9 protein-coding genes are annotated in these 13,410 nt (G+C 65.3%); all 9 read left to right on the plus strand.

The features are described from left to right. The first annotated feature begins 30 nt into the window (after positions 1-30). Genes ABH924_RS11435 through ABH924_RS11475 form a run of 9 tightly spaced genes read left to right on the plus strand, consistent with a single transcriptional unit; the run spans position 31 to position 13,333 of the window. Positions 31-1,422, plus strand: a complete 1,392-nt coding sequence (locus tag ABH924_RS11435; RefSeq protein WP_404498889.1) for a serine hydrolase domain-containing protein — start codon at positions 31-33, stop codon at positions 1,420-1,422. Then, on the plus strand, positions 1,419-2,306 hold the full coding sequence (locus tag ABH924_RS11440) for a serine hydrolase (RefSeq protein WP_404498891.1): 888 nt from the start codon (positions 1,419-1,421) through the stop codon (positions 2,304-2,306). Before ABH924_RS11435 ends, ABH924_RS11440 begins: the two co-directional genes overlap by 4 nt. 49 nt (positions 2,307-2,355) lie before the next feature. Beyond that, complete coding sequence (locus ABH924_RS11445) at positions 2,356-3,945, plus strand: ABC transporter substrate-binding protein (RefSeq protein WP_404498893.1); 1,590 nt, start codon at positions 2,356-2,358, stop codon at positions 3,943-3,945. 21 nt (positions 3,946-3,966) lie between these two features. Further along, entirely contained in the window at positions 3,967-4,971 is a 1,005-nt protein-coding gene (locus ABH924_RS11450) for an ABC transporter permease (protein WP_404498895.1), read from the plus strand. Beyond that, positions 4,971-6,929 (plus strand): dipeptide/oligopeptide/nickel ABC transporter permease/ATP-binding protein, encoded by a 1,959-nt coding sequence (locus ABH924_RS11455; protein WP_404498897.1) that lies wholly within the window; start codon positions 4,971-4,973, stop codon positions 6,927-6,929. Before ABH924_RS11450 ends, ABH924_RS11455 begins: the two co-directional genes overlap by 1 nt. A 26-nt stretch (positions 6,930-6,955) precedes the next feature. Continuing rightward, a complete protein-coding gene (locus ABH924_RS11460; protein WP_404498899.1) occupies positions 6,956-7,912 on the plus strand; it encodes an ABC transporter ATP-binding protein in 957 nt (318 codons plus the stop codon). A gap of 59 nt (positions 7,913-7,971) precedes the next feature. After that, the gene (locus ABH924_RS11465) at positions 7,972-11,316 is read left to right on the plus strand and encodes a serine hydrolase (protein WP_404498901.1); all 3,345 of its coding nucleotides are present in this window, start codon (positions 7,972-7,974) and stop codon (positions 11,314-11,316) included. Then, entirely contained in the window at positions 11,316-12,449 is a 1,134-nt protein-coding gene (locus ABH924_RS11470; RefSeq protein ID WP_404498903.1) for a M20 family metallopeptidase, read from the plus strand. Before ABH924_RS11465 ends, ABH924_RS11470 begins: the two co-directional genes overlap by 1 nt. Continuing rightward, entirely contained in the window at positions 12,446-13,333 is an 888-nt protein-coding gene (locus ABH924_RS11475) for a hypothetical protein (RefSeq protein ID WP_404498905.1), read from the plus strand. Before ABH924_RS11470 ends, ABH924_RS11475 begins: the two co-directional genes overlap by 4 nt. Positions 13,334-13,410 lie beyond the last annotated feature (77 nt).

Consider the following 13,410-nt stretch of genomic DNA (forward strand, 5'->3'; position numbering starts at 1 on the left):
AAATCGCATTCTCAACGAGGAGGAACTTTCATGGTGGAATCATTGTCACAGATCGGTGCTTGGGTCGAGGAAAAGCTGCCCGACCTCATCGCCAAATACCAGGTACCCGCCGCATCCGTGGCGATTCTCAGTGATGGCGACGTGGTCCGGACCGCGGCGGGCATCTTGAATAAAGCGAGCGGTGTTGAGGCCACCACAGACTCGGTCTTCCAGATCGGTTCCATCACCAAGGTCTGGACAGCCTCGCTCGTCATGCAGCTTGTCGATGAGGGACTCGTCGACCTCGACGCACCCGTCCGCCGCTACGTCAAGGACTTCGTCATCGCCGACGAGGCCGCCGCGGCAAAGATCACCGTTCGTCAGCTCCTCAGCCACCTCTCCGGTTTCGAGGGCGACATCTTCACGGCCACGACCGAGGGCGAAGACGCCGTCGAGAAGTTCCTGCCGATCCTCGCCGATGTGCCACAGCTCTTCGAACCCGGCGAAATGTTCTCTTACAACAACGCAGCCTTCTCGGTGCTGGGCCGCATCGTCGAGGTTGTTCGTGGCAAGCACTATGAGGCCTGCCTGCGCGAACACCTCATCGACCCGCTGCAGCTCAAGCACGCGGCCACGGGGGCGGGCGAGGCAATCATGTTCCGTGCAGCGCTTGGTCACATCAGCCCGGCCGAGGACGCCGCCCCGGAGCCGGCACAGGTCTGGTCACTTGTGCGTTCGAACGCTCCGGCCGGATCCGTCTTCGCTATGAGCGCGAGCAACCTCATCGCCTTCGCAAAGATGCACATCGACGGCGGAGTTGGCCCGGATGGCAAACAGATCCTGAGCGCCGAAAGCGTTGCAGCAATGCAGGAACAGCAGGTCAAGCTTCCGGAGCTCGGTCTCATGGGCGACGGCTGGGGTCTTGGCTGGGAGCTCTTCAATTGGGAGGGCGGCCCCGTCATCGGCCACGACGGAGGAACAATCGGCCAGAGCGCTTTCCTCCGCGTGATCCCTGGGCACAAGGCCGCGATTGCGGTGCTGACAAACGGCGGCGACGTTATTGGCCTTTACAAGGAGCTCATCTCCACCGTCATCAACCGTCTCACCGGCATCGTCGTGCCGGAGCTTCCCACCCCCGCCAATGACGTCCACGCCATCGATGCCTCGCGCTACGTCGGCACCTACGGCTCACAGGTCGCGGACTCCCACGTCACCCAGGACACAGAGGGGCGGATCTGGATCGAACAGAAGATGAAGGGAATTTTCGCCGAGCTTGGCCCGGAGCGGCCCCCGGTCGAGCTGGTGCATTGGAAGGGCGACACCCTCATCCCGCGTAAAGCCCGTAACGGAATACACACACCGCACGCCTTCGTGGGCAACGACGGCAACGGCAACGCGCTGTACCTGCACACCGGTCGCGCCGACCGGCGGGTGTCGGCATGAACGCTGCCATCTCGGATGTCTTCACACGGGTTGGAGCCACAGGCTTCCTACACGCGCGTGAAATCGGAACGGATGGCGACCACGAGGTCTCCGTCCGCTCCGACGAGCGCGTAATTCTCGCGTCCGTCTTCAAGATCGTCGTCCTGGTCGCCTTTGTTCGCGCGGTTGATGCCGGCCGGCTGGATCCAAGCGGGCGAACAACTGTCACAGCGCGCTACCGCACCGGCGGAGTTGGCACTGCGGGATTCGCCGACGATGTCGAGGCCAGCTGGCGTGACCTTGCCCACAACATGATGGTGATGAGCGATAACGCCGCAACCGACGTCCTCTACCACCAACTCGGTCGGGAGGCAGTTGACCAGGTCGTAAGCGACCTCGGGCTCAGCCAAACGCGTCTGATCGGCTGCTGCGAAGACTTGTTCGCTTCGGTCGTCGAAGACCTCGGCGGCGGGTCGGAGAGCGACCTCGAGGAGCTGCTGGGAGCGGCGACGGCCGAGCAGATCTGGGGCCTCTCGATCCTTGATCCGCTGCGAACTTCCGCGTCGACTCCGCGGGACATCACGACACTCCTGAATGCAATCTGGACTGACACCGCAGCGTCTCCGGCGGCCTGCAAGATCGCCAGAGACATCATGGCGCAGCAGATCTGGCCGCACCGGCTGTCGTCGGGATTCCCGAGTGATGTACTGATTGCCGCGAAGACGGGAACCGTGCCCGCGGTGCGCAATGAGGCGGGCGTCGTCACCTACCCAGACGGACGGCAGTATGCGGTCGCCGTCTTCACCAGAGCCGACTCGCTGGCAGACCGGTTGCCCCCCGTCGACGCCTCCATCGGCGTGGCCGGTCACCTCGCGGTTGAGCACCTCCGGGCGCTTTCATCGTAACTCCACCCCCACACATCCCATCTCGAACACGACCAGCTGGAGGCATCCCATGCGTTCCATTACCCCATTCGTCGCCCTCGTTGGGGCGGCAGCACTCACTCTCGCGGCCTGCGCCGCGCCCGGCGCTTCCGGCAACCGCTCCGGCAACGAGCTTGTCACCGACGGCACATTCACGATGGCAATCGGCGCCGACCCGGGAAACCTCAACCCCATGATCACCGCGATGAGTGTCGCCCGCACCATCGACCGCTTCCTCTATTCGCGCCTCGTCGAGGTAGGGAGTGACGGCACCATCCTTTCCGGGCTCGCGAGCAAATGGAAGGCCGACACCACCAACGCCACCTTCACCCTGCGCAAGGACGCCACCTGCGCTGACGGCACCGCGATCACCGCGTCAATGCTCGCCGACAACATCAACTTCATTGCGGACCCGAAGAACGGCTCACCCCTCGTCGGGCTAAACGTACAAGCCGGCACCGTCGCGACAGGCGACGACGCCACCGGCGTGCTGAGCGTGAAGAGCGGCACGCCCGACGCGTTCCTCCTCGAAAACGTTGGCAGCGTGCACATGGTGTGCGGGCCGGCTCTAGCCCACGCGGATGCGCTCGCCAAGGGTGAAGGCGCGACCGGCATGTACACGATGACCGAAATCGCCCCGAACTCGCAGTACACACTGACCCGGCGCAAAGAGTTCGTTTGGGGGCCCGGCGACTGGGACCCGAAGCAGGCTGGCATCCCCGCCACGGTGATCTTCAAGGTCCTGCCCAACGAGACCACTGCGGCAAATCTGCTGCTTTCCGGCGAGCTGAACGCCGCACAGGTTGTGGGGCCCGATTCCGAGCGGCTGCGCGCCAAGAAGCTCTTCTCCAATGATGTCCAGGCCGGTTTGGGACAGATTCACTTCAACAAGAACCCAAAGAAGCTGCTTTCTGATGAGGCACTTCGCGTTGCCCTCACCCGGGGCCTGGACCTCGCAAAGCTGCGCGCGGTTCTCTCGAGCGGAAAGGGCACCGCGCCGACCAACCTCGTGAACCTGGCGCCGAACCCCTGCCACGCCGACGTGGCGACGGCCAACATCCCGGCATTCGATGTGAAGGCCGCGGCCGACGCACTCGATTCCGCCGGCTGGAAGCTCGGATCGGACGGCATACGGAAGAAGGACGGAGTGAAGCTCTCACTCACCGTCATCTACCCCTCGTATATTTCCGACTCCTTCGGCTCGACCTCAGAGCTGCTGCAGTCGATGTGGAAAGAGATCGGCGTCGAGGCGACCCTCAAGGGTGTCGATGCCAACGGCGTGAGCAAGACGCTCTTCGGTACCGGCGACTGGGACGTTTCACTCATCTCACTCGGCGTTGGCCTGCCCAGCGAGATAGTGCCATTCTTCTCCGGCTCAACCCCGCCGAAAGGCTCAAACTTCGGCTACACCGATAACGCCGACTACATCGCCGCGACGACCTCTGCCGCAACGAAGCCGGGCAAAGAAGGCTGTGACGACTGGTCGCACGCTGAAGCAGTACTCATCGCCGCCGCAGACGTCATCCCGTTTGCGAACTCGGTTGTGTCAGTGTTCGGGAGCAAGGCAGAGTTCGTTCAGAGCGACAGCCTTGAGCCCGCGTCAATTCGTCTGTTCAAGTAACCCGAGAAGTTTGGTAGCCCCATGACCAGCACCATGGCCGAAACGGTAGCGGCACGCACTGCCGCATCACGCGCAGGAATCAGCCCCTGGCTGACCTTCGCGGTGCGACGCGGCGGACAGTTCATCCTCTCGCTGTGGGTGCTGATCACGGCGGCCTTCCTTATGATCCACCTCGTTCCCGGCGACCCCGTGCGCGCGGCACTCGGCATGAACGCACCAGTCGAGTTGGTCGAGGCCCGGCGCGCCGCGCTCGGTCTCGACCAGCCGCTGATCGTGCAATACGTGAACTACTTCGCCAAGCTCTTCACCGGCAACCTCGGGGTTTCCACCATCACCAACGAGCCGGTCGCCCACATTATCGCGACACGGTTCCCTGCCACTCTGCAGCTCGCCCTGCTCGCCTGCCTGCTCGTTCTACTCGTCGCCCTTCCGCTCGGCGTCACAATGGCCGTGGCGACCCGCAGCGGCCGCAGACGCGGGCTCGAACTCACCTTCGCCATCATCTGTGTGGTGTTCGGCGCAATCCCCGAGTTCCTCCTCGGAGTCGGGCTCGTCTACATCTTCGCGGTCAACCTCGGTTGGTTCCCGATCGCGGGCAATGACAGTCCGTTAGCGCTGGTCTTACCCGTTATCGCTTTGGCCGTCGGGCCAATCGCTGTCTTCTCGCGCATCATCCGAGTCGAGGTCCTCAGCGTCCTCAGCCAAGACTTCGTTCGCACCGCCCGAGCCAAGCGCCTGGCGCCCCGCAAGATCTATGTCCGCCACGCCCTCCCCAATGCCATGACGGCGACGCTCACGCTCACCGGTCTCCTCCTCAGCGGCATGGTCGCGGGCACTGTGCTTGTCGAAAACATCTTCGCTTGGCCCGGCCTCGGCACCATGATCGTGCAGTCCATCCTGTCCAAGGACTACCCGGTGGTCCAGTCCATCGTGCTCATCTATGGAATCGGTGTACTTCTCGTCAACCTCGTAATCGATATCGTGCTTGCACTTCTCGATCCGCGCTCTACAATTCGGGAGTCCTGATGCCCACTCGTCTGAAATGGCTTTCCATCGTCCGTAGCCCGGTCGGAGCCACCGCCACGGTTCTCGTCCTTCTCGTTGCCCTGCTTGCGATCTTTGCCCCACTGATCTGGGGCGCACAGGCCGAGGCCATCGACACCTCTGGCACACAGCAGGGTCCAAGCGCTGAGCACCTCCTTGGAACGGATGCGCTGGGTCGCGACGTTCTCGCCCGCGTGTTGATTGCTACCCAGCTCTCGGTCGCACTCGCGGTCATGGCAGTCGTCATAGGCGTCACGGTCGGAACCCTGCTCGGTACGGCCCCATCCGTACTCCCGCGTTGGGCCGGACGCCTCGTCGTCGGCATCGTCAACATTGCTGTCGCCTTCCCCGGCCTCCTGCTCGCGCTGTTCTTCGCCGCGGTCCTCGGCGTCGGCACGACCGGGGCCGTGCTCGCCATCGGATTTGCCATGGCCCCGAGCTTTGGCCGCCTCACCCAGACCATGTCTGCCGCGATCGCCGGCCGTGACTTCATCTCTGCCGCGCGCGCCGCCGGCGTCTCGCGCCTGCGGGTGCTCATCCGGCACGTACTGCCAAACATTGCCGAGCCTCTCATCGTCAACGCGACCGTCGCAGCCGGCGGTGCGCTACTGGCCTTCGCCGGCCTGTCTTTTCTCGGTATCGGCGTACAGGTTCCCGCTTACGACTGGGGCAAGCTGCTCAGCGAGGGGCTCAACCGCATCTACATCAACCCTGCCGCAGCCTTCGGCCCGGCCGTCGCCGTCATCGTTGCCGGCCTCGCGTTCAACCTGCTCGGCGAGACCGCCGCATCCGTTGCCGGTGGCCGCGTCGCCTCCGGTCGTTGGACGCTCCCGCCGCTGCCGCCGCCCACCACCCGCGCGGTTCCCACCTTTTCTACCGTTTCCGACGGCACGATCCTCAGCATCGAGAACCTCCGCGTCTCGTACCCAACACCCAGCGGTCCGGTGCACCCCGTTCGCGGAGTGAGCTTCGAGGTCAGGGAGGGTGAGGCGCTGGGAGTGGTCGGCGAATCCGGCTCGGGCAAGAGCCTGACCGCGCTGGCCATCTCCCGACTCATCGAGCCACCGGGCGTCGTGGACGCCGATCGACTCGAGTTCAACGGCATCCAGATACTCAGCGCGCCGGAGAAGACCATTCGCGGGCTGCTCGGCACGTCACTCGCAATGGTGTTTCAGGATCCAATGACCTCGTTCAACCCCACCCGACGCATCGGCAGCCAACTCGCCGAGGCCGCACAGGAACACCAGGGTATGAGCAAGAAGGATGCCATGCAGCGCGCCGTCAAGCGGCTTCAGGCAGTGCGCGTGCCCGCGGCCGCCCGGCGCGCCGAACAGTACCCGCACGAGTTCTCCGGCGGGATGCGACAGCGCGCGATGATCGCGATGGGCCTCATGAACAGCCCCAAACTGATCATCGCCGACGAACCGACCACCGCCCTCGATGTCACGGTGCAGCGCCAGGTTCTTCGGCTCCTCGAGCGGGTGCGCACCGACACGAACGCGGCGATCCTGCTGATCAGCCACGACATCGCCGTCGTCTCGCAAAGCTGCGAACGCGTGCTTGTCATGTACGCCGGCCGCATCGTCGAAGATCTTCCGACGGCGGAACTCTACACGGGGGCACGCCACCCCTATACCCGCGCCCTGCTTGAGGTCGTACCCGATCTCGACACCGACCGCGAACAGCCCCTCGGTGTGATTCTCGGCCGCCCGCCGGCACCCGGCGAGGTACCGCTCGGATGCGCCTTCGCCGCTCGTTGCCCGCTGGCGACGGCACAGTGTCGCGAATCCGACCCCGAGCTGGAGATCCACAGAGATTTGCACCGTGTCGCCTGCTGGAACCCCGTAGAGGGCGATACTCGCGTGACACTGCCGGAACCAAGCGCCGCCGCCGCGCACAGCGAAGCTGCGCGGGTCGCAACTGTGGGAGGCACGCAGTGAGCGAGCTACGTTTTGATCATGTCAGCGTGAGGTATGGATCCCGCAGCACGGGCCTGACCGCCGTCGATGACGTCTCGCTGACCATCCCCTCCGGTTCGGTCGTCGGCCTCGTCGGCGAATCAGGCTCGGGCAAGTCGACGCTCGCCCGCGCCGCCATCAGGCTCGCCCCTGTCACGGGCGGCACGATCACGCTCGACGGTGTCGATGTCACGAAACTGCGGCGCCGGCATCCAATTCAGATGGTCTTTCAGGATCCGTTCTCCTCGCTCGATCCACGGATGACGATCGGCGAGTCCATCGCCGAGATGATTCCGCGCGGCACGTTCTCCTCAGCCGCGGCCAAGCGCGCCGACGTCGGGCGCTTGCTTGAGCTTGTCAACCTTGACCCCGACCGTGCGGGTTCGCTCCCGGGCGCTCTCTCGGGCGGCCAACGTCAGCGCATTGGCCTCGCTCGGGCGCTCGCCGCACGACCCGAGGTCATCATCGCCGATGAGATCACCTCGGCGCTTGACGTCTCGGTGCAGGGCTCGGTTCTGAACCTCGTGCGCAATGTCTGCGCCGAGCTGGAGCTCACGATGTTATTCATCTCGCACAACCTTTCGGTCGTTCGCTATCTGAGCGACTACATCGCAGTGATGTACCTCGGCCACATCGTCGAGCTCGGACCGGTCGATGAGGTGCTGAACAACGCCAAGCACCCGTATACCCGCGAGCTGCTCGCATCCGTGCCGACCCGCCACGGCAACCTTCTTGCCGTTGATCCGGCCGTTCCGTTGGACGTCGAACCCGCAGACCCACATCGCCCGCCGAGCGGTTGCCGCTTCAACCCCCGTTGCCCGATCGGGCCGCTCGTGCACCCCGAGCGTCAGATCTGCGTGCAGAGTTCGCCACCGCTTCCCACGACGCCGCGGCACGCCGCGGCCTGCCACTTCGCCGAGCTCGCAAACGACCGCGTACCCCAACCTTTCGAACCCGCTTGGTAGCAGCATCCGCTCCAGCTAAACCCCGCACAGCGTACCCCCTTGAACAGGAGACCCACACGATGGCACAGCAACGTGTAAGTATTGACAACCTCATTGCCACGCAGCTTCCAGAGCAGCCCGCTCTGTCGCCAGACGGCGGCAGCATCGCTTACGTTCTGAAGACCACCAACCGCGCCGAAGACCGCGACGAACGCTCGCTGTGGCTCGTGGCCGCTGAGGGCGGCGAACCGCGGCGGTTGACCCGAGGAACCGGCGACTCGACACCGAGGTGGAGTCCGGAAGGGACACGTCTCGCCTTCCTACGCGCCCAGGATGGGCCGCCGCAGATCTGGGTTCTGCCGATCGGTGGCGGCGAAGCCGAGCAGGTCACGACGCAGACCCTCGGCGCTGGCGCCCCCGTGTGGAGCAGCGACGGCACACGCATCGCGTTCTCCGGCCCCATCGACTCTGCTGCGCTGCCCGGCGAAGGCAGCGATGACTTCGCGAAGCGCCGCACGGCACCAATCGTCACAAACAGGCTCGGCTACAAAGCCGACGGCGCCGGTCTCCTTGGCACGCTGCGCCAACACATCCATGTCGTGAGCCTCGGCAGCGGCGAGATCACCCAGCTGACCCGTGGCGACTGGCATGCCGGCGATCCGGTCTGGTCCCCGGACGGCGAAAGGATCGCTTTCTCCACCGGCAAAGAGGCCGATTCAGACCTCACCTTCGAGACGGCCGCCTATGTGATGTCCTCGAGCGATGGCAATGCCAGGCCACGCCTCGTGGGTGCCGCCGACGTGCAGCTCTCCGTCACTGGCTGGACGCCCGATGCCGCCAAGCTCATCGCCGTCGGTCGCACCGATGCCGAGGTAGGAAACGCGAGCGTCCTGCTCCTTCCCCTCGACGGCGAAGCGCCACGAGACATCACTTCGACTCTCGACCGCAATGTCATGCCGGGCGGCGCGGGCTACCCCGGCGCTCTCCCGCAGCTGAGTGCCGATGGCCAGACAGTCATCTTCTGCCTGCGCGACGGTGGTTACACCCACCTCTACGCTACGAGCATCGACGGTGCGGTGGAGCGTGTCATCGTCGGCGGAGCGGCCAACGTGTCCGGCGTCTCCGTCGTCGGCAACACCGCCGCGATCGTGCTAGCGACGGAAACGTCCTTCGGTGAAGTCTCCACGGTCGATCTGTGCACTGGCACCGTTACGGTGCTCACGAGTTACTCGCCAGAGGAGACCGGCGTCATCGTCGCCGAGCCGCGGAGTTTCACGATCTCGGATGGCGTCGTCGTGCACGGCTGGCTGCGCCGCGACCCGCAACGCACCGGCCCCCTCCCGCTCCTGCTCGATGTGCACGGCGGGCCGCACAATGCGTGGAACGGGGCCGCCGACCCCATCCACGCCTACCACCACGAACTCGTTGCCCGCGGATGGGCTGTGCTCACGGTCAACCCGCGCGGCAGCGACGGCTACGGCAACGACTTCTTCCGCGGAGCTCTCGGCGGCTGGGGCACGAGTGACGCCAAGGACTTCCTCGAGCCGATCGGCGATCTCGTCGCCGAGGGTGTTGCCGACCCCGCACGCCTCGCCGTCACCGGCTACAGCTACGGCGGCTTCATGACCTGCTATCTCACCTCGCGCGACAACCGCTTCGCGGCTGCCGTCGCCGGCGGTGTTGTCGCCGATCTCACGAGCGTCGCGGGCACATCGGATGCCGGCCACTTCCTGTCGCGCCTTGAGAACGGTGCCCTGCCGTGGAAGAACCCGGAACTCCTCGCCCCGCAATCGCCCTACAGCCAGGTGGGCCAGGTTCGCACCCCGACCCTCATCGTGCAGGGCGGCGAGGACCACCGTTGCCCAGTCGGCCAGGCCGAGCAGTGGTTCACCGCCCTCCGCGAACATGATGTGCCGAGCGAGCTCGTGCTCTACCCGGGCGGCTCGCACCTGTTTATTCTCAGCGGGGCGCCCTCGCACCGCGCCGACTGGAACGAGCGCATCGTCGACTGGGTGGAGCGCTATGCCCCGGCCGCCGGCACCCCCGTTCGCAAGAAGGCCCTCAACGCCGCGCACTGGCAGCAGCGCCTGAGCGAACTCGCCGCCGCCCACAAAGTTCCTGGGGCCACGCTCGGCATCCTGCGCCTCGGCGAGGAGCCTGTCCTCGCGAGCCACGGCGTTCTCAACATCAACACCGGTGTCGAGACCACCGACGACTCCATTTTCCAGATTGGCTCGATCTCGAAGGTGTGGACGGCGACCGTCATCATGCAGCTCGTCGACGAGGGCAAGCTCGACCTCGATGCTCCGATCCTCGACGTGGTCCCCGAGTTCCGGGTTGCCGACGCCGAGGTGAGCAAGTCGGTGACAATGCGCCACCTGCTCACCCACACTAGCGGCATAGACGGTGACGTTTTCACCGACACCGGCCGCGGCGACGACTGCCTCGAAAAGTACGTCGATGCCCTCTCCGAGGTCAAGCAGAACCACCCCATCGGGGTGACCTTCTCGTACTGCAACTCCGGCTTCGCACTCATGGGCCGCGTGATCGAGAAGCTCACCGGTCTCAGCTGGGATGACGCCCTTCGCGATCGCCTGTTTACACCGCTCGGCCTCAAGCACACCGTGACGCTGCCAGAGGAGGCTCTGCTTCACCGTGCCGCCGCCGGCCATGTGGGCGCCGACGAGGACGGCCCCATTCTCGCTCCGATGTGGTCACTCCCCCGTTCGCTTGGCCCCGCCGGACTCATCGATGCCACAGCGGCAGACGTGCTCGAGTTCGCCCGCATGCATCTCAAGGCCGGGCTCGCAGCCGACGGTACCCGCATTCTCTCGGCGGAGAGCGCCGAACTCATGACCACGCACCAGACCGACGTTCCCGACCCGTACGTACTCGGCGATTCCTGGGGCCTGGGCTGGATCCGCTTCGACTGGGGCGGAAAACGCCTCTACGGTCACGACGGCAACACGATCGGCCAGGCCGCCTTCCTGCGCATCCTGCCAGAAGATGGCATAGCCGTGACGCTGCTCACCAACGGCGGCAACACACACGATCTGTACATCGAGCTCTACAACGAGATTTTCGGCGAGCTGGCCGAGATTTCGATTACCGGATCGTTCGGCCCGCCAGCCGAGCCGTACACGGGCGACATGTCGCCGTACCTCGGTACCTACGAGCGCTCCAGCGTCGTCATGGAGGTCTTTATGGAGGAGGAGTCCGTGCGTATGCGCACGACCGTGAGCGGCGTCGTCGCCGAATCCAGGCCGAATCCCGTCGAAGAGTACGCCCTCACCCCGGTGAGTGATGGCCAATTCGCGCTGCGAGCGCCCGGCACTCAGGGGTGGCTATCGCTGGTTTTCTACGCACTGCCGACGGGCGAGCAGTACGTGCATTTCGGTGCACGGGCAATGCCCAAGGTGGCGTAGTGAACTTCGACACCAAGCGGATGCTCGAAGACCTGCGTACGGTCGTCGAACGCGAGTCGCCCTCCACAGACCTAGCTGCCATCGCCCGCAGCGCGGACACGATCACCGAACTCGGGGAACGGCTGCTCGGCTGCTCCCCCGAGCGGATCGTGATCGAGGGGCGCACCCACCTGCGCTGGCGCTTCGGTACTCCCCGGGTTCTCGTGCTCTGCCACCACGACACGGTCTGGCCGATCGGATCGCTCATCGAGCATCCGTTCGAGATCAACGGCGACGTGCTGCGCGGGCCGGGCTCCTTCGATATGAAGGTGGGACTCGTGATGGCGCTCCATGCCATTGCGGCCCTTCCGAACCGCGATGGCGTGAGCCTCCTGGTAACCGGCGACGAGGAGCTCGGTTCGCCCAGCTCCCGGCAGCTCATCGAAGACGAGGCCCTCGGATGCGCCGCTGCCCTCGTTCTCGAGGCATCGGCCGACGGTGGCGCCCTCAAGGTTGCCCGCAAGGGTGTCTCTCTCTACGAGGTCGCAGTGCAGGGGCGGGCGGCGCACGCCGGTCTCGAGCCCGAGCGGGGTGTCAACGCTTCGATCGAGGCCGCGCACCAGATCCTTGCCGTCGCAAGCCTCGGCGACGCGGAACTCGGCACGACGGTCACACCGACGTTGCTACGCTCCGGCACGACCACAAACACCGTCCCGGCCGCATCCAGCTTCGCCGTGGACGTGCGCGTGCGCACGCTCGCCGAGCAAGACAGAGTGGACACCGCAATGCGCGCCCTCGCGGCGATGTTACCCGATGCCGTACTGAACATCACCGGTGGGGCGAACCGTCCGCCACTCGAGGAATCGGCCGCGCTGGAATTGTTCGCTCGCGCCAGCCGGTTGGCTGAGGAGCTCGGGCTCGGCCGCCTCGAGAGCGCCTCGGTCGGCGGAGCCTCCGATGGCAACTTCACGGCCGGAATCGGCGTTCCAACGCTCGACGGGCTCGGCGCAGTGGGCGGTGGTGCGCACGCGAGCAATGAACACGCACTCGTTAGCGCATGGATCGAACGTACTGGCCTCGTCCACGCGCTCATCGCCGAGCTCATACACGAGTTTGCACAGACGGATCCCGCCGCGTCGGTATCGGCACGATGACCATCATGAGCGCCAACGGCACAAGCGAAGACCTCGTCGAGGACGCCCGCCAGGCGGCGCGGGCCGCAGCGGACTCTGCGGGCATCACGATCCGTCTGCTGCACCAGGTCGAGGAATTCTCCGAGGTAGTGGCGCTCTTCGAGCGCATTTGGACCTCGAATGTCACTCAGGGGCCGGTCAATACGGAAACCCTGCGGGCAATTTCCAAGGCGGGAAGCTATCTCGCTGGCGCCTTCGACGGCGACAAACTCGTCGGTGCGGGCATGGGGTTCTTTGCCGCACCCTCGCAGCAGGCACTGCACAGCCATATCGCGGGCGTCGACGGTCGGATGCGTGGCCGCAATGTCGGCTTCGCGATCAAGGCGCACCAGCGGGCCTGGGCGTTGGGCGAGGGCATCCATGAGATCTCGTGGACCTTCGACCCGCTCATCAGTCGCAATGCCCACTTCAACCTCGTGAAGCTCGGCGCCCGCGCGAGCAAATACCACCGCAACTACTACGGGCAGATGAGCGATGTTATAAACGGTGGGGATGACACCGATAGGTTACTCGTGACGTGGGACCTGCTCTCGGCGAGCGTGGCCGCGGCCTGCCACGGAAAGCCGGCGACTCTCGAGTCGAGCGCACACCGGGCCGATGAAGCCCAGACGCTGCTCGAGCCCTCGGCTCACGACGAGCCGACCGTGCGGGAAGCCGATGCGGCGCTCGTGCTTGTTCGCCTCCCGAATGACATCGAGGCGCTCCGCCGCAGTCGGCCGGAGACCGCTTCGCGCTGGCGGGCCGCCCTGCGCGACAGCCTGGGTGCGCTCATGGATGATGGTGGGCGTGTACTGGGATTCGATTCCTCGCGCCGCTATGTCATCGACACCAAGGCGCGGTCCTGACTCGAGAGCCCTGATCGTCCGCGGAACACAGTCGGACTACATTCCGTAACATCCGACTAATCGGGGGTACGATTTCG

Origin of the sequence: Arthrobacter sp. GAS37 (assembly GCF_044908325.1) — a bacterium.
In the GTDB taxonomy this organism is placed as follows: domain Bacteria; phylum Actinomycetota; class Actinomycetes; order Actinomycetales; family Micrococcaceae; genus Arthrobacter; species Arthrobacter ramosus.

Bases quoted from the DNA above. Each gene is read 5' to 3' on its own strand.
- ABH924_RS11435 (WP_404498889.1), top strand. From the start codon at position 31: ATGGTGGAATCATTGTCACAGATCGGTGCTTGGGTCGAGGAAAAGCTG.
- ABH924_RS11440 (WP_404498891.1), top strand. From the start codon at position 1,419: ATGAACGCTGCCATCTCGGATGTCTTCACACGGGTTGGAGCCACAGGC.
- ABH924_RS11445 (WP_404498893.1), top strand. From the start codon at position 2,356: ATGCGTTCCATTACCCCATTCGTCGCCCTCGTTGGGGCGGCAGCACTC.
- ABH924_RS11450 (WP_404498895.1), top strand. From the start codon at position 3,967: ATGACCAGCACCATGGCCGAAACGGTAGCGGCACGCACTGCCGCATCA.
- ABH924_RS11455 (WP_404498897.1), top strand. From the start codon at position 4,971: ATGCCCACTCGTCTGAAATGGCTTTCCATCGTCCGTAGCCCGGTCGGA.
- ABH924_RS11465 (WP_404498901.1), top strand. From the start codon at position 7,972: ATGGCACAGCAACGTGTAAGTATTGACAACCTCATTGCCACGCAGCTT.
- ABH924_RS11475 (WP_404498905.1), top strand. From the start codon at position 12,446: ATGACCATCATGAGCGCCAACGGCACAAGCGAAGACCTCGTCGAGGAC.